8 protein-coding genes and 6 pseudogenes are annotated in these 17,163 nt (G+C 66.6%); 9 read left to right on the top strand and 5 right to left on the bottom strand.

Annotated features, from left to right (window positions below; genetic code table 11):
• The 6 genes and pseudogenes from JCM9942_RS02700 to gdhA form a co-directional block, all read left to right on the top strand.
• Positions 1-241, top strand: a pseudogene (locus tag JCM9942_RS02700) (threonine dehydratase); the annotation flags it as partial.
• A pseudogene (locus JCM9942_RS02695) lies at positions 235-1,792 on the top strand (2-isopropylmalate synthase). The pseudogenes JCM9942_RS02700 and JCM9942_RS02695, both read left to right, overlap by 7 nt.
• A gap of 35 nt (positions 1,793-1,827) precedes the next feature.
• On the top strand, positions 1,828-3,246 hold the full coding sequence (gene leuC / locus JCM9942_RS02690) for a 3-isopropylmalate dehydratase large subunit (RefSeq protein ID WP_054657435.1): 1,419 nt from the start codon (positions 1,828-1,830) through the stop codon (positions 3,244-3,246).
• Positions 3,246-3,824 carry a 3-isopropylmalate dehydratase small subunit gene (gene leuD, locus JCM9942_RS02685; RefSeq protein WP_054657433.1) on the top strand — a complete coding sequence of 193 codons (579 nt, stop codon included), beginning with the start codon at positions 3,246-3,248 and terminating at the stop codon, positions 3,822-3,824. The genes leuC and leuD overlap by 1 nt, the downstream gene beginning before the upstream one ends.
• Positions 3,814-4,874, top strand: a pseudogene (gene leuB / locus JCM9942_RS02680) (3-isopropylmalate dehydrogenase). Before leuD ends, leuB begins: the two are co-directional and overlap by 11 nt.
• A gap of 123 nt (positions 4,875-4,997) precedes the next feature.
• Positions 4,998-6,341, top strand: coding sequence for an NADP-specific glutamate dehydrogenase (gene gdhA / locus JCM9942_RS02675; protein WP_054657431.1), 1,344 nt, complete (start codon positions 4,998-5,000; stop codon positions 6,339-6,341).
• Between the two features lie 31 nt (positions 6,342-6,372).
• On the opposite strand, the gene JCM9942_RS02670 is transcribed toward gdhA, so the two are convergent.
• From JCM9942_RS02670 to JCM9942_RS02655, 4 genes and pseudogenes are all read right to left on the bottom strand, one after another.
• On the bottom strand, positions 6,373-8,214 hold the full coding sequence (locus JCM9942_RS02670; RefSeq protein WP_054657429.1) for a ligand-binding sensor domain-containing diguanylate cyclase: 1,842 nt from the start codon (positions 8,212-8,214) through the stop codon (positions 6,373-6,375).
• Positions 8,139-9,257, bottom strand: coding sequence for a ligand-binding sensor domain-containing protein (locus JCM9942_RS02665; protein ID WP_054657427.1), 1,119 nt, complete (start codon positions 9,255-9,257; stop codon positions 8,139-8,141). Before JCM9942_RS02665 ends, JCM9942_RS02670 begins: the two co-directional genes overlap by 76 nt.
• 173 nt (positions 9,258-9,430) lie before the next feature.
• Positions 9,431-12,590 (bottom strand): annotated as a pseudogene (locus JCM9942_RS02660) (efflux RND transporter permease subunit).
• A gap of 3 nt (positions 12,591-12,593) precedes the next feature.
• A pseudogene (locus JCM9942_RS02655) lies at positions 12,594-13,718 on the bottom strand (efflux RND transporter periplasmic adaptor subunit).
• 109 nt (positions 13,719-13,827) lie between these two features.
• On the opposite strand from JCM9942_RS02655, the gene JCM9942_RS02650 reads away from it, so the two are divergent.
• From JCM9942_RS02650 to JCM9942_RS02640, 3 genes are all read left to right on the top strand, one after another.
• Entirely contained in the window at positions 13,828-14,490 is a 663-nt protein-coding gene (locus JCM9942_RS02650) for a TetR/AcrR family transcriptional regulator (RefSeq protein WP_054657425.1), read from the top strand.
• Positions 14,491-14,625: 135 nt separating this feature from the next.
• Complete coding sequence (locus JCM9942_RS02645) at positions 14,626-15,273, top strand: protein-L-isoaspartate O-methyltransferase family protein (protein ID WP_054657423.1); 648 nt, start codon at positions 14,626-14,628, stop codon at positions 15,271-15,273.
• A gap of 19 nt (positions 15,274-15,292) precedes the next feature.
• Entirely contained in the window at positions 15,293-16,651 is a 1,359-nt protein-coding gene (locus JCM9942_RS02640; RefSeq protein WP_054657421.1) for a TolC family outer membrane protein, read from the top strand.
• A gap of 78 nt (positions 16,652-16,729) precedes the next feature.
• On the opposite strand, the pseudogene JCM9942_RS02635 reads toward JCM9942_RS02640, so the two are convergent.
• A pseudogene (locus JCM9942_RS02635) lies at positions 16,730-17,163 on the bottom strand (lipid IV(A) 3-deoxy-D-manno-octulosonic acid transferase); the annotation flags it as partial.

Genomic DNA, 17,163 nt, shown 5'->3' with positions numbered 1-17,163 from the left:
CTGGCCGCCGGTCGCCGCGTGGCCGGCAAGCTGCAAGTGCGCGGTGGTGTCCGGCGGCAACATCGATGCCGCGGTGCTGTCCATGCTGCTGTCGGAAGTCCGACCGCGCCCGCCGCGCAAGCCGCGGCAACGCAATACCGAGCGACTTAGAAGCCGCGCCGTCATACCGGCCTCGCGCACCGCCAAAGCCGACATCCCCAATCTTTCCGTTACCGCCGCAGTCGAGGAGACCCTCTGGTGAATACTCCAACCAACAACACCCCGCGAATTACCATCTTCGACACGACCCTGCGTGACGGTGAGCAATCACCCGGCTGCAGCATGACGCCACCGCAGAAGCTGGTGATGGCAAGGGCGCTGGCGGAACTGGGCGTGGACGTGATCGAAACCGGCTTCCCCGCAAGTTCGCAGTCCGACCGCGACGCCATGGCCCTGATCGGCCGCGAAGTGCGCCAGCCGGTGCTGGCGGTGCTGTCGCGCTGTCTGGCCGGCGATATCGAAACCTCGGTCAAGGCGCTGGAGGCTGCAGCACGCCCGCGCCTGCACGTGTTCCTGTCGACCAGCCCGCTGCATCGCGAGCACAAGCTGCGCATGAGCCGGGAGCAGGTGCTGGAATCGGTGCACAGGCATGTGAGCATGGCGCGCGGCTATCTGGATGACATCGAGTTCTCCGCCGAAGACGCCACCCGCACCGAACTGGACTTCCTGACCGAAGTCGCCCAGGTCGCCATCGCTGCCGGCGCAAGCACCATCAACCTGCCCGACACCGTCGGCTTCACCACGCCGGAAGAAATCCGTGCGATGTTCCAGCATGTCATCGCCAATGCGGCCGGTGCCGACAAAGTGGTGTTCAGCACCCACTGCCACAATGACCTGGGTCTGGCGGTAGCAACTCGCTGGCCGCGATCGAAGGAGGGGCGCGCCAGGTGGAAGGCTCGATCAACGGCATCGGCGAGCGCGCCGGCAACTGCGCGCTGGAAGAAATCGCGATGGTGCTGAAAGTCCGCAACGCCTTCTACAACAACTTCGATACCGGCTTCGACACCCGCCGCATCGTGCCCACCTCGCAGCTGCTGCAGCGCCTGGTCGGCATGCCGGTCCAGCGCAACAAGGCCATCGTCGGCGCCAACGCCTTCGCGCACGAGTCCGGCATCCACCAGCACGGCATGCTGCGCAACCGCAACACCTACGAGATCATGCGTCCAGAAGACGTGGGCTGGGAATCCTCGCAGATGGTGCTGGGCCGCCACAGCGGCCGCGCCGCGGTCGAGGCACGGCTGCGGGCGCTGGGCTACCTGCTGGAAGAGGAAGAGCTGAAGCTGGTCTTCGAGCAGTTCAAGGCCCTGTGCGAGCAGCAGCGGGTGGTCACCGATGCGACCTGCAGACCCTGATGCAGGGCACCTCCAGCAGCGACGGCTACCGCCTGGCCTCGATGACCATCAGCGACGTCGGCAGCCGCGCCAATGCGCTGGTCGAGCTGTCCGATCCGGAAGGCAACCGCGTGTCCGAGACCGCACAGGGCGATGGCCCGGTCGATGCGCTGTTCTCGGCGCTGTCGGCGGCCACCGGCGTGCAACTGACCCTGGACAGCTACCATGTGCACAGTGTCGGCATCGGTGCCGATGCGCGCGGTGAGGCCAACCTGAGCGTGCGCCACGAAGGCGAGATCCTCGAAGGCACCGGCACCAGCCGCGACATCATCGAAGCCAGCGCACTTGCCTGGCTGGATGTCACCAATCGCCTGCTGCGCCATCGCGAAAGCAGCACCTGCGAGGAAGCCGTCAGCGCCTGAGCGCGACGGCAGAACATAGGCAACGGAACGAACTGATGAGCGCCGCACCCAAAACCCTGTACGACAAACTGTGGGATGCCCACGTCGTGGTCCCCGAATCCGACAGCGCGCCGGCCGTGCTGTATATCGACCTGCACCTGATCCATGAAGTGACCTCGCCGCAGGCCTTCACCGAGCTGCGCGAGCGCGGGCTGAAGCCGCGCCGGCCGGATCGCACCAAGGCGACGATGGACCACTCCACGCCGACCCTGCCGGCCGGTCCGGACGGCACGCTGCCCTACGCCAGCAAGGCCTCCGAAGCGCAGGTCGAAACCCTCGCCAAGAACTGCGCCGAATACGGCATCGAACTGTTCGACATGGCCTCGGCCAGCCGTGGCATCGTCCACGTCATCGCCCCGGAGCAGGGCTTCACCCAGCCAGGCATGACCATCGTCTGTGGTGACAGCCACACCTCCACCCACGGCGCGTTCGGCGCGCTGGCCTTCGGTATCGGCACCAGCGAAGTCGGCCATGTGCTGGCCACGCAGTGCCTGCTGCAGCGCAAAGCCAGGACCATGGCCATCACCGTCGATGGCGAACTGGCCCCGGGCGTGGGCGCCAAGGACGTGGTGCTGCATATCATCGGCGTGATCGGGGTCAACGGCGGCACCGGCCATGTGCTGGAATTCCGCGGCTCGGCAATCCGCGCGATGGACATGGAGCAGCGCATGACCCTGTGCAACATGTCGATCGAAGCCGGCGCCCGCGCCGGCATGGTCGCACCGGACCAGGTCACCTTCGACTGGATTGCCAGGACCCCGCGCGGCCCCAAGGACGCCGACTTCGACAAGGCCGTGGCGTACTGGGCGTCGTTAAACAGTGACGAGGCCGCGCACTTCGACAGCGAAGTCCATATCGATGCCGGCGACATCCGTCCGACCCTGACCTGGGGCACACATCCCGGAACCGCGATCGCGGTGGATGCGCCGATCCCGGCCGCCAACGACGCCGCCGCGCAGAAGGGCCTGGATTACATGAAATTCGAAGCCGGCCACAGTTTGATCGGCACGCCGGTGGACGTGGTGTTCGTTGGTTCCTGCACCAATGGCCGGCTGAGCGACATGCGCGAAGTGGCACAGGTGCTGCGCGGCCGCCGCATCGCCGATGGCGTGCGCATGCTGGTGGTGCCGGGCTCGGAAATCGTCAAACGCGAGGCCGAGGCCGAAGGCATCCACGAAGTTGTGCGTGCGGCCGGTGCTGAATGGCGCGAGCCGGGCTGCTCGATGTGCATCGCCATGAACGGCGATCTGGTGGCCCCCGGCCAGCTGGCGGTGAGCACCAGCAACCGCAATTTCGAAGGACGTCAGGGCCCCGGTTCGCGTACCTTGCTGGCATCGCCGATGAGCGCGGCGTGGGCGGCGGTGAACGGCCGTGTCGCCGACCCGCGTGAGCTGTTTGCCAAGGAGGTGGCGTGATGGCCGCACTGACCCGCATCGTTTCGCGCAGCGTGGTGCTGCGCCAGACCAATATCGACACCGACCAGATCATCCCGGCGCGTTTCCTGTCCACCACCGAGCGTGCCGGTCTGGGCAAGCATGCGTTCAACGACTGGCGCTGGCAGGCCGATGGCTCGCCGAACCCGGAATTCGCCTTCAACCAGCCGCAGAACGCCGGGCGTTCGATCCTGCTGGCCGGGCGCAACTTCGGCTGCGGCTCCTCGCGCGAACATGCGCCGTGGGCGCTGACCGATCTGGGACTGAGCGCCATCGTCAGCAGCGAGATCGCCGATATCTTCCGTGGCAACGCGCTGAAGAACGGGCTGCTGCCGATTGTGCTGGACGAGGCCGACGTGCAAGCGCTGATGCAGAACCCGGATGACGAGCTGACCGTGGATGTGGCCGCGCGCGAGCTGCGCACTTCCAGCGGCAAGGCCTATCCGTTCCCGCTGGACGGCTTCTCGCAGACCTGCCTGCTCGAAGGCGTTGACCAGCTGGGTTACCTGCTGGGCCGTACGACTGAAATCGAACGTTACGAGAGTGAACATGCACGCTGAAATCGTCGTATTGCCGGGTGACGGCATCGGCCCTGAAATCACCGCCGCCGCGGTCGATGTGCTCAAAGCCATCGCCACCCGCTTCGGCCACAGCTTGAACTTTGTCGAACACGATATCGGCGGCATCGCCATCGACACGTACGGCCAGCCGTTGCCGCCGGCCACGCTGGAGGCCTGCCGCAAGGCCGATGCGGTGCTGCTCGGCGCCGTGGGTGGCCCCAAGTGGTCCGATCCCAATGCCAAGGTACGTCCGGAGCAGGGCCTGCTGGCCATTCGCAAGGCGCTGGGGTTGTTCGCCAACCTGCGTCCGGTGCGTACCCATCCCGCGGCGTTGCACGCCTCGCCGATCAAGGCCGAGCTGCTGCAGGACGTGGACTTCGTGGTCGTGCGCGAGCTCACCGGCGGCATCTATTTCGGCGACAAGACCCGCGATGCCGACAGCGCCAGCGATCTGTGCCGCTACACCACGGTCGAAATCGAACGCGTGCTGCGCAGCGCCTTCCGTCTTGCCCAGCAACGTCGCGGCAAGCTGACCTCGGTGGACAAGGCCAATGTGCTGGAAACCTCGCGGCTGTGGCGGGACATCGCCGCCCGCATCGGCCGCGAGGAATTCCCGGACGTGGAACTGGAACACCAGCTGGTCGATTCGATGGCCATGCACCTGATCGCCAAGCCGCGCGCCTACGATGTGATCGTCACCGAGAACATGTTCGGCGACATCCTCACCGACGAAGCTCGATGCTGGCCGGCTCGCTGGGCCTGCTGCCGTCGGCCTCGCTCGGCGAACAGGGCCAGGTCGGCATCTTTGAGCCGATCCATGGCTCGGCCCCGGATATCGCCGGCAAGGGGATCGCCAACCCCTACGCCACCATTCTCAGCGCGGCCATGCTGCTGCGCCACTCGCTGGGACTGGAGGCCGAGGCGGCCGCCATCGAGCAGGCGGTCAGCGCCGCGCTGGATGCGGGCCATTTCACCGCCGACCTGGCGGCACAGGGACAGGCGCTGTCCACGCAACGGGCCGCGCAGGCGGTGCTTGCGCAGCTGAACTAGCTTTACCTGGACGCGGCCATAGGCCGCGTCTTTGTTCTGGCGGCCCGTTTCCGCCCGGTGGATTGAACGCTCCCTCCACATTTGGACTTGTTGCTTCAAGTCCCTCTCCTGAAAGGAACGCCCTTGAAATATCGCACTCCCGACGACTTCCTGGCCCATGTGGCCAAGCGCGACCCTTACCAGCCCGAATTCCTGCAGGCGGCAAAGGAAGTGATGCTCAGCCTGTGGCCGTTCCTGCAGCAGAATCCCAAGTACCTGCAGTACGGCATGCTGGAACGGCTGGTCGAGCCCGAACGCGTGATCCAGTTCCGCGTGACCTGGACGGACGACCACGGCCAGACCCACGTCAATCGCGCCTGGCGCGTACAGCACAGCTCGGCGATCGGTTCGTTCAAGGGCGGCATGCGCTTTCATCCCTCGGTCAACCTGTCGATCCTGAAGTTCCTGGCGTTCGAGCAGACCTTCAAGAACGCACTGACCACCCTGCCGATGGGGGGCGGCAAGGGCGGCGCGGATTTCGATCCCAAAGGCAAGAGCGACGGCGAAGTGATGCGCTTCTGCCAGGCGCTGATGCTGGAGCTGCACCGCCATCTCGGCCCCAACACCGATGTGCCAGCCGGGGATATCGGGGTGGGCGCACGCGAAGTCGGCTTCATGGCCGGCATGATGAAGAAACTCAGCAACGATGCCTCGTGTGTGTTCACCGGCAAGGGCCTGGCCTACGGTGGCAGCCTGATGCGCCCGGAGGCCACCGGTTATGGCACGGTCTACTTCGTCGAGCAGATGCTGCACCATGCCCGACGCCAGACCCATGGGGCCAAGGTGCTGGTATCCGGCTCGGGCAACGTTGCCCAGTACGCTGCCGCCAAGGCGGCCGATCTGGGCGCGCGCGTGCTCACTTTCTCCGACTCCGGCGGCACGCTGTATGCACGCGATGGTTTCGATGAGCAGGGCCTGCTGGATGTGATGGCATTGAAGAACGAGCGTCGTGGCCGCCTGGCCGAGCTGGCCGACGATCCCCGCTTCGAATTCCTGGTCGACCGCCGGCCCTGGCACATCCCGGCCGATATCGCCCTGCCCTGCGCGACCCAGAACGAGCTGGACGAAACCGATGCGCGCACCCTGGTCCACAACGGCGTGCTGTGCGTGGCCGAAGGCGCCAACATGCCCTCGACGCTGGAGGCGGTGGAGGTGTTCCTGCAGGCCGGCACGCTGTATGCACCCGGCAAGGCCAGCAATGCCGGCGGCGTGGCCACCTCGGGCCTGGAGATGTCACAGAACGCGCTGCGACTGTCCTGGCGTCACGCCGATGTCGATGAACGCCTGCACGTGATCATGAAGGAGATCCACGCCAACTGCGTGCAACATGGCGTGCGCAAAGATGGCAGCGTCAACTATGTCGACGGCGCCAATATCGCCGGTTTCGTCAAAGTGGCCGACGCGATGCTGGCCCAGGGCCTGTACTGACCCGTGCGGATCGCGTCCTGGCCCGGAACGCTCAGGACAGGACGCGATTGCGGCCCGTATTCTTGGCCCGGTACAGCTGTCGATCCGCAGCGGCGATCAGCGTGTGCGTCGTCTCCTGCTCCGGCCCGCGCTCGGCGGCACCGATACTGACCGTGATCGTCGCCTCCGCATCCACATCCTCCAGCCGCAGACGCGCAACCCGCGTACGCAGCGCCTGCAGCACCGGCAACGCCTCGCTCAACCCCATTCCGCGCAGCACGATCAGGAATTCCTCGCCACCATGGCGGGAGATGAACTGCCCCTCGCCCAGCTGCAACTGCAACAGCCACGCCACATCCCGCAGCACACGATCACCCACCTCGTGGCCGTAGACGTCATTGATGCGTTTGAAGTGGTCGATATCGACCAGCGCCACGGTCAACGGCGAGGCCGGATCGTCACGCAAGGCCAGCTGCAGATGCGCGTCGGCGGCGCGACGGTTCGGCAATCCGGTCAACGCATCGTGGGTGGCCTGATGGGCCAGCCGTTTCAGCAGCGCGTCCCGTTCGGCATCGGCCTGCTCCAGCGCCCGGTTTTTCTCGCTCAGCTCCTGCGTCCTCACCGCGATCTCGTCATCGAGTTGCCGCTGCCGGCGTCGATAGCTGGCCGTCCGCCAGCTGATGAGTGCCACTACCAGGCCGATCAGCGCCAGCGCCAGCAGGGCCAGTGCCCAGGGCCGCCGCCAGTAGGGCGTGGCCACTTCCAGCGTCAATACGGTCTCGCCAATCCGCGCGGCATCGGCCCAGTCCAGCGGCAGCGCCATCGCCTGTATGCGCAGCCGGTAACTGCCCGGTGGAAGGTTGGTGTAGACCGCTTCGGTGCGTGTATCGGCGTCTACCCAGTCCGCGTCGAAACCCTCCAGCCGGTAGCGGTAGCGCATCTTGTCCGGCGCGCGGAAGCCCAGCCCGCTGTAGGCGACCCCGATGCGTTCGACCTCGCTGGGAAGCTGGTAGCGCTCACGCATCTGCTGCTGCGCGCCATCGACGATGACGCTCTCGATGGCAACCGGCGCGGTCTGCAGACGCTGCTGTCCCACGCGTTGCGGATCGATCACGGCCAAGCCGCCCGATGTCGCAAACAGCAGCTGTCCCTGGCCGGTCATCCAGCTGGACGGTGAGGAGGCGCCGTTGGTCTGGCGGCTGGGCATGCCGTCGGTATGATCCACGACGTGGACCGCCAGCTGCGCACGCGCGCCGGCCGCCACGCCGACCAGATCATTGCGATCCAGGCGGAACACACCTTGATTGCTGGACAGCCACAGATGGTTCTGCCCGTCATCGAGAATGCGGAAGATCTTGTCGCGCGGCAGCCCGCGGGCGTGATCGAAGGCCTGGATCGACAATCCCCGACGCCGCAGCAGGCCATGGTCGGTCGCGATCCACAGGTCGCCGTTGGCATCGCCCAGGAAGTCGAACACGTACCGCGCCGGGAAATCGGCCGCGTTTGCCGGCCATACCCGGAGCTTTTGCGCCGCATCGAGCGAGGCCATGCCGTTGCTGGTGCCGATCCACAATACGCCGGCCTGATCACGGTACAGCGCATGCACCGCCGCCGCTGGCGGCAAGCCGTCCAGCGTCCCGTAGTGGCGCAGGCTACCGTGACGGTACCGGTACAACCCGTCGGCGCAACCAATCCACACGGTGCCATCGGCCTCGGCCAGCAGCGCGCGCACGAGCGGCTGCACGAGTCCCGGCAGCGTCACCCGCTGCTGGATACGCCCGTTGCTGTCCAGCGCGAACACGCCCTGGTTGTAGGTGCCTACCCATAGGGTTTGGTCGCGTTGGGCCAGCGCCAGCACCGAAGCATCGCGCTGCGCATCCGCAAGCAGCGGCACCTTGGCCAGTTGCCCGTTGTACTGGCGCTCCAGCCTTCGGAATGGCCGATCCAGATCGCTCCATCGGGGGTCTGCATCACCGCGCGAATATAGTTCGAGCGCAGGCCATCGGCGACTGTCAGCCCGCTGGCCGCCCCCTCGTCGATCCGGAACAGGCCATCGGTGCTACCCGACCACACCAGTCCCTCACGATCGATCATCAGCGCCGGACTGACCTGGCCATGCACCGGCAGGCGCTCGACCACGCCATCGGCATAACGTTCGAGCCGGCCTGCGGACAGACTCATCCACAGCGCACCGGCAGCATCGCGGCGCACCGCGTCCACCCGCTCGCCGCGTTTGAGGTGTTCGACGCGACCGTTGCCGTGCAGCCAGTGGATACCGTCATCGGCCGCCACAACCCAGCCGCCGGCACCATCGTCGACCAGATCGCGCACGCGCCATGCCTGGCTGTTGCGCCACGGCTGCAGGCGTTGCTGCGCAAGACGGAAGATCCCCACCTCGGTGGCGATCAGCATGCCGCCACTCGGGTCATGGCGCAGCGCGGTGACCGGTACGACAGGCAAGCCCATCGCCGCGCTGGCGTCTTCCAGCACACCACTCACCGAGAGCCGCAGCAGACGTTCATTGGTGGCGATCCACAGCGAGCCATCGTGGTCACGCAGCATCGCCACCACCGACAACTGCCGGGCATCGGCGCCGCCCAGCGGCTGCCACGCCCCCTTGTGATAGCGATAGACCCCGTCGGAAGCGGTTCCGAACAGCATCGCGCCATCGGCCTCGGCAAGGATGCTCAGGATTCCGGACAACTCCACCCCGGGGGTGTTCTGCCGGTCGAAGACGGTAAAGCTGCGGCCGTTGAAACGGACCACACCTTCCCAGGTCCCGATCCAGATGAAGCCGTCCGTGCCCTGCGCCAGCGACTGCACCAGGTTGTGCGGCAGCCCCTGCGCCATGTCCCAGCTGGCGACGGTGTGCCGGCCGGCCTGGGCCCATGACGGGAAAAAGCCGGCGACCACCAGCACCAGCGTGACCAGCCACACCCGCGTCCACCGCCGCGCCGGCGCGCACGGTTGGCAGGAGTACCGATCACGTGGGGAAATCGCCAAACCCGCCTCCTGCAGGCACGCCGGCGGTGCACCGGCGTGCCAATCTAACATTCGCCGTGCCCGGCTCCCTGCGGCGCGGGACACAGGGGCCGGAGATCATCGTCGATTCAGCTGCCGGCTTCGTCCGGGCGTACCCGGAACCAGGCCGCGTACAGCGCCGGCAGGAACACCAGGGTCAGCACCGTGCCGACAATCAAGCCGCCCATGATCGAGATCGCCATCGAGCCGTAGAAAGCGCTGCGCGAGAGCGGGATCATCGCCAGCACCGCCGCCAGGGCGGTCAGTACGATCGGCCGGAAGCGGCGCACGGTGGCATCGATGATCGCGTGCCAGCGGTCATGCCCGGCGTCGATGTCCTGCTGGATCTGGTCGATCAGGATCACCGAGTTGCGCATGATCATGCCGGCCAAGGCGATCGTTCCGAGCATCGCCACGAACCCGAACGGCACCCGGAACAGCAGCAGGAACAGGGTTGCGCCGATAATGCCCAGCGGTGCGGTCACCAGCACCATCGCCGCCCGCGAGAAACTGCGCAGCTGCAGCATCAGCAAAGTCGCCACCACCGCCAGGAACAGCGGCAAGCCGGCCTTGATCGAGTCCTGGCCGCGCGCCGAATCCTCCACCGTGCCGCCCGTTTCCAGCAGGTAGCCGTCCGGCAGCGCCTCGCGGATCTTCGCCAGCGTCGGCACGATCTGCTCCACCACGCCCACCGGCTGGGTGCCGTCGCCGATATCGGCGCGCACGGTGACCGTGGGCAGGCGGTCGCGATGCCAGATGATCCCGTCCTCGAAGGTGGATTCCAGCCTCGCCACCTGCGACAGCGGCACCGACGTGCCACCCGCCGTGGGAATGGCCAGGCTGGCGAGCATGTCCAGCTGCGTACGTTCGTCATCCGGTCCGCGCAGCAGCATGCCGATCTGGCGGTTGCCTTCGCGGTAGGTGCTCACGCTCATGCCCGACAGCGAGCTGGTCAGGAACTGGGCGATCTGCGCGCTGCTCACGCCCAGCACGCGGGCGCGCTCCTGGTCCACCACCAGCCGCACCACCTTGCTCGGTTCGGACCAGTTGAGGTTGACGTTGGTGGTATGCGGGTTCTCGCGCACCTTCGCCATCACCTGGCGGGCGATGGCCTGGACCCGGTCGATGTGCTCGCCAGAGACGCGGAACTGCACCGGATAGCCCACCGGCGGGCCGTTCTCCAGCCGGGTGACACGCAGCTGCACGTCGCCGAACTGCGGCACGACCTCATCGATCAGCCACTGGCGCACGTCTTCGCGCGCCTGGATGTCATCGGCCAGCACCACGAACTGGGCGAAATTGGTCGCCGGCAACTGCTGGTCCAGCGGCAGGTAGAAGCGCGGCGACCCGCTGCCGACATAGCCGACGAAATTGGCGATGCCGGGGCGCTGCTTGAGCAACGCCTCGAACTTCTCCGCCTGCGCCTGGGTGGCCTTCAGCGAGGCGCCCTCGGCCAGTTCGATATCCACCATCAGTTCCGGCCGGGTCGAATCCGGGAAGAACTGCTGTGGCACGAAGCGGAACATCACCAGCGAGAACACGAACAGGCCGATGGTGGCGAAGATCACCAGCCAGCGCCGGCGCAGACAGGCGTCGAGGAAGCGGCGGAAGCGCTGGTAGAACGCGCTCTTGTACGGGTCATGGTCGTGCGCCAGCTGTCTGGGCTTGATCAGGTTGGCCAGCGCCGGGTTGCGGTCGGCCCAGCGCAGCCGCAGCGCATGCCAGCGTCCGGCAAGGCTGCCCGGCTTGGGCGGCTGCGGGTTGTGCAGGTCCGGCAGCATCTTGTCACCCAGGTAAGGATGAACAGCACCGCCGCGATCCACGACACCACCAGCGCGATGGTCACCACCTGGAACAGCGAGCGCGTGTACTCGCCCGTGCTCGAGGCGGCCGTGGCGATCGGCAGGAAACCGGCGGCGGTGATCAGCGTGCCGGTCAGCATCGGGAAGGCGGTGCTGGTCCAGGCGAAACTGGCCGCACGCAGGCGGTCGTAGCCCTGCTCCATCTTGGTGGCCATCATCTCCACCGCGATGATCGCGTCATCCACCAGCAGGCCCAGCGCCAGCACCAGCGCGCCAAGTGAAATCTTGTGCAGGCCGATATCGAAGTAGTGCATGACGAAGAAGGTCATCGCCAGCACCAGCGGAATGGTCACACCCACCACCAGCCCGGTGCGTAGCCCCAGCGAGAAGAAGCTCACCAGCAGCACGATGATCACCGCCTCGGCCAGCACCTGCACGAACTCGCCGACCGATTCCTCCACCGCATGCGGCTGGTCGGACACCTTGCGCAGCTCCATCCCCGCCGGCAGGGTCTTCTGCAAGCGCCCGAACTCGGCATCCAGCGTCGCGCCCAGCTGGAGGATGTCGCCGCCCTGCTTCATCGCCACGGCGATACCGATCGCCTCCTCGCCCATGAAGCGCATCTTCGGCGAGGCCGGATCGGCGAAGCCGCGTTTGACCTGGGCGATATCGCCAGATGGATCGTGCGGTCGCCCGCCTGGATCGGGAACTGCCTGATCGCCTCGACCGAGTCGAACTGACCGCTCACACGCAGCTGCACGCGGTCGCTGAAGGTTTCAAAGAAGCTGGCCGGTGCCACCGCGTTCTGCTGCGCCAGCGCCTGCTGTACCTGCTGCAGCGAGATGCCCAGCGTGGCCAGCTTGGTGTTGGACAGCTCGATCCAGATCTTCTCGTCCTGCAGGCCGAGCAGATCCACCTTGCCCACATCGGCCACGCGCTGCAGCTCCAGCTGGATGCGATCGGCGTAGTCGCGCATCAGCGCGTAATCGAAGCCCTTGCCGGTCAGCGCGTAGATGTTGCCGAAGGTGTCGCCGAACTCGTCATTGAAAAATGGCCCCACGGCTTCGGCCGGCAACGTGCCGCGGATGTCGCCGACCTTCTTGCGCACCTGGTAGAACAGCTCGGGCACATCCTTGGAGCGCATCGAATCGCGCGCCATGAAGATCACCTGTGATTCGCCCGGTCGCGAGTACGACTGGATGAACTCGTACTGCCCGGTGTTCATCAGCGCCTTCTCGATCGGCTCGGTCACCTGCCGCGAGACCTGCTCGGCGGTGGCACCTGGCCACATCGTCTGCACCACCATCGCCTTGAAGGTGAACGGTGGATCCTCGGACTGGCCGAGATGCTTGTAGGACCATGCGCCGATGACCGCCATGGCGATCATCACGAAGAGCACCAGCGGGCGGTTGTTGAGCGCCCATTCGGAAAGATTGAAGCGGCGCACGCCTCACTCCCCCTGCTTGGCGGCAGCAGCCGGCGCGATCACCGGCTGGTTCTTGCGGTCCACCGCGATCACCGCCTGTCCTTCGCGCAGCAGATGGCCGCCAGCGGCCACCACCCAGTCATCGGCCTTCAACCCCGACAACACCGGAACGTCCTGCGCGCCATAGGCGCCCAGCGACACCGCGCGCGCCTGCAAGGTGGCGCTGGCCGGATCCACCACCCAGACGCTGGCCTGTTGCGCTGATTTGCCCTGTTGCACGGCCGCCAGCGGCACCGTCAATCCCGCGTTCTTTTCATGGGCGATGAACACCCGCGCGCTCTGTCCCAGCTCGACCTGGCCCCATGCCTCCGGCGCCAGACCCACGCGGGTGGCATAGGTGCGCGCCTAGGCATCGGCCGCCGGTGCAATCTCGCGGATGCTGCCCGGCCACCGCCGGCCCGGCTGGTTCCACAACTCGACCTGCACCGCCTGGCCGACGCTGTAGTCACGGATGCCGCTTTCCGGCAGCGCAATGGCGACCTCGCGCGCGCCGGCGGCCGCCAGCGTGTAGACCGTCTGTCCGGCGGCGAGCACCTGTCCGGCCTCGGCCTGGCGGCTGGCGATCACGCCGTCTTCGGGAGCGCGCAATTCCGCGTAGGCGGCCTGATTGCGGGCGACCTCCAGATTGGAGCGGGCCGCGTTGGCCTGGGCCTGCGCGGCCTTGAATGCCGCAGTCTGCGCATCCAGCGCCGAGCGGCTCACCAGCTGCTGCGCAGCCAGCGTCTCGTAGCGCTTCTGTTCGTCCCGGGCACGCACCAGATCCGCCTCGGCCGCCGCGTACTGCGCCTGCGCGGCGCGGGCCTGCAAGGCGTAATCGGCCACATCCAGCTCGGCCAGCAGCTGCCCCCGCTTTACCTGATCGCCCGCATCGACATGCCGGCGCAGCAGCTTGCCGCCGACCCGGAACGAAAGCGCCGTTTCCTCGCGGGCCCGTACCTCACCCGGGAAAGCACTGATGCCCGCCCCCACGCTGTCGCCGGGATGCACCACCAGCACGGGAACCGGCGCCACCGGCGCGGGTTCGGACTTTCCACAGGCACCAAGCACGGCCAGCAGCAGGATGACGCCAATCCATCGAACGTTTTTCATCGGAGGGGTCGCAGAAGCGGGAGGAAAGGGAAGCGGCCGGGACGTCACCGCCATTACTGAACGACACGGTATAGTATAAATATCGAACCAGCTGGTCTAGTATTAAACGATGTCTTCCTCCTCGTCCGCCAACGCTCCCGAGAAGCCCGTTGCACGTGGCGCCGGCCCCGGTCGTCCCAAGGACCTGGGCAAGCGCGCGGCGATCCTCGATGCGGCCAAGGAACTGTTCATCGAACAGGGCTTCAACGGCATCAGCATGGACGGCATCGCTGCCGCGGCAGGCGTTTCCAAGCTCACCGTGTACAGCCATTTCGGTGACAAGGAGACCTTGTTCACCGAAGCGATCCAGGCCAAGTGCGTGGAGATGATGCCCGACGAGCTGTTTGTGACCGATAACGAAGGCCCGTTGCGCGACCAGCTGCTGGGGATCGGCGATGCGTTTTTCACGCTGATCAGCAGCGACGCGGCCATCGCCACCCAGCGCATGATGATGACCCCGGACACCGACGACCGCATCCGCCAGATGTTCTGGCAGGCCGGCCCGGCGCGGACCGAAGCGGCGCTGGCCGACTTCCTGGGCGCCCGCGTGGCCCGCCAGGAACTGGTCATCGATGACCTGGCACTGGCCGCCCGCCAGTTCTTCTGCCTGATCAAGGGCGAAGTGCATACCCATATGATGTGCGGCCTGTGCTCGGCACCGGCGGTACCCGATGCCCGCGCGCATATCGCCGCCTGCGTCGATTTCTTCCTGCGCGCCTATGCGCCGCGCTGACAACCTGAACGAACCGGAGGTCCCGATGACTTCCGGCACTGCGGACCGCACAGGGTGGCAGCGATGCTTGCCCCGCACCGTCCACTCCTAACCGGTAAAATGGCCGGCCCACTGCGCCGGAATGATGAGCTTCCCATGACGATCGATTACTCCCACGCCCGCGAAATGATGGTTGAACAGCAGATACGTCCCTGGGACGTGCTGGACACCCGCGTGCTGGACGTTCTGGCGCGGCTGCCGCGCGAGGCCTTTGTCGCCGAGGCCAACCGCGCGTTGGCCTACGCCGATATCGAGCTGCCGCTCGGCCACGGCCAGAAGATGATGAAGCCGGTCATCGAAGGTCGCATGCTGCAGGCACTGGCGCTGCAGCCGGGCGAGGAAGTGCTGGAAATCGGCACCGGCAGCGGCTTCATCAGCGCCTGTCTGGGCGATCTGGCCCGCGAAGTGCTGAGCCTGGAAATCCATCCGGAACTGGCCGAAACCGCGCGTCAGCGCCTGGACGCGGCCAAGCTCGGCAACAACGTGCGCATCGAGGTTGCCGATGCCCTGAACTGGCAGACCGAGCGCCACTTCGACGCCATCTGCATCACCGCCGCGGTAGAAACCATCCCGACCCAGCTGCTGAAGCTGCTGCGCCCGGGCGGCCGCATGTTCGTCATCCAGGGCAAATCCCCGGTGATGGAGGCGGTGCTGGTCAAGGCCGACGGCAGCATCGAATCGCTGTTTGAAACCGATATCGACTATCTGCTGGGCGCCGCTCCAGCCCCGCAATTCCAACTCTGAAACGTCCAAGGAAGCCGCAATGATTCGCCGATCCCTCGCCCTTGCGCTGGCCGTCGCCCTCACCCCGCTGACCTCCCATGCCGCCGACCTGTTGCAGGTCTACGAAATGGCCCGCAACGGCGACCCGCAGCTGTCCTCCGCCGAGTCCAACCGGCTGTATACCAAGGAGGGCCAGGTGCAGGCGCGCGCGGCACTGCTGCCACAGATCAACGGCGAGGCCTCGCTGAACCGCTCACGGGTGGAACTTGACGGCGTCAGCGGCTCGAGCACCAGCAAGAGCCGCGATTACCGCGTCTCCGGCAGCCAGACCCTGTTCAACTGGAGCCAGTTCGCCACCCTGCGGGCGCAGCGCGACATCAGCAAGGCGGCCGACTTCACCCTGGACTCGGCCAATGACGATCTGATCGTGCGTTCGGCCACGACCTACTTCAACGTGCTGGTGGCGATCGAATCGCTGACCGCCGCGCAGACCAACGAGGCGGCGGCCAAGAAGCAGTTCGACTACGCCGACAAGCGCCTGGAAGTGGGCCTGGCCCCGATCACCGATGTCCACGAAGCCCGCGCCCAGTACGACCAGGCCCGCGCCAACACCATCCTGGCCCGCAATGCGCTGGAAGACGCCTATCAGGCGCTGACCGAGCTGACCGGCCAGCCGGTCCGCGGCCTGCGCGGCCTGCCGGAGGACTTCCGCCCGGAACTGCCGGCCAACCGCAGCAATGTCGACCAGCTGGTGGCCGAAGCCGTGGCGCAGAACCCGGCCCTTAAGGCCCAGGAACTGCAGGTCAGCGCGGCCGAATCCAACGTCTCGGCTGCACGCGGCAACCACTATCCGACCCTGTCGCTGGGCGGTGCCTGGGGCAAGAACGCCAGCTGGGGCGACAGCATCGGCGGCTCCTCGCGTACGCCGGACAGCACCAGCAACTCGATCGGCCTGACCCTGAGCGTGCCGATCTTCGCCGGCGGCGCCACCCAGTCGCGCGTGCGCCAGGCACTGGCCCAGCGTGACATCACCCAGGATGCGTACGAGCAGCAGAAGCGCGCACTGGACCGCAACACCCGCAACGCCTGGCAGACGGTCGTGGCCGGGATCAGCGAGGTTGAAGCACGCCGCCTGGCCGTGGTCTCGGCGCAGAGTGCCTATGACGCCTCGCAGGTCGGCCTGGAGGTTGGCACCCGCACCGTGCTGGACGTGGTGCAGAACCAGCGCACCCTGTTCCAGGCACAGCTGGACTATGCACAGGCTCGCTACAGCTTCCTGCTCAGCCGTCTGCAGCTGAGCCAGGCCGTCGGCGCGGTGGACGTGGCCGAGGTGCAGGAAATCAACCGCCTGCTCACCCAGGATGCCGAGGCCAAGCTGCAGCCGGAAAGCGTGCAGTAACCGCCCACGCCAATCCGATGGAACGCAAAAGGCGGGCTTCGGCCCGCCTTTTGCATGGGTGCGGCGGTTCGGAAAATCTCAGGCCTGTGCCGGCAGCGCCGGGCCAATCAGCGCCAGGGTCTGTTCCAGCGCCCCGCGACCGTTGGCAACCAGGGCCCGCCCCGCCTGGACCATGCGCTCACGCGCCACGGTGTCGTCCAGCAGGTGCTCGATCGCCTGCGCCACCGCGTTTCCATCCGCACAGATCCGCACCGCCCCGGCCTCGGACATGCGCTTCGAAATCTCGGCGAAGTTGTGCAGATGTGGCCCGGTCACCGCCGCGGTTCCCATCGCCGCCGGCTCCAGCAGGTTGTGCCCACCAATGGGCTGCAGGCTGCCACCGACAAAGGCCACCGTCGCGCAGGCATAGAACGCCATCAGCTCGCCCAGGGTGTCGATCACGAATACCCCGGTGCCGGCCGGCGGCCACTGCTGGGCACTGCGCGTGGCGACCTGCCAGCCCTGCTCGCGCG

This window comes from Stenotrophomonas pictorum JCM 9942 (genome assembly GCF_001310775.1).
Taxonomy (GTDB): Bacteria; Pseudomonadota; Gammaproteobacteria; order Xanthomonadales; family Xanthomonadaceae; genus Stenotrophomonas; species Stenotrophomonas pictorum.
Note: the sequence above shows the minus strand (reverse complement) of the source record. Positions and strands in the feature narration are given on the sequence as shown.

Bases quoted from the DNA above. Each gene is read 5' to 3' on its own strand.
- leuC (WP_054657435.1), top strand. From the start codon at position 1,828: ATGAGCGCCGCACCCAAAACCCTGTACGACAAACTGTGGGATGCCCAC.
- leuD (WP_054657433.1), top strand. From the start codon at position 3,246: ATGGCCGCACTGACCCGCATCGTTTCGCGCAGCGTGGTGCTGCGCCAG.
- JCM9942_RS02650 (WP_054657425.1), top strand. From the start codon at position 13,828: ATGTCTTCCTCCTCGTCCGCCAACGCTCCCGAGAAGCCCGTTGCACGT.
- JCM9942_RS02645 (WP_054657423.1), top strand. From the start codon at position 14,626: ATGACGATCGATTACTCCCACGCCCGCGAAATGATGGTTGAACAGCAG.
- JCM9942_RS02640 (WP_054657421.1), top strand. From the start codon at position 15,293: ATGATTCGCCGATCCCTCGCCCTTGCGCTGGCCGTCGCCCTCACCCCG.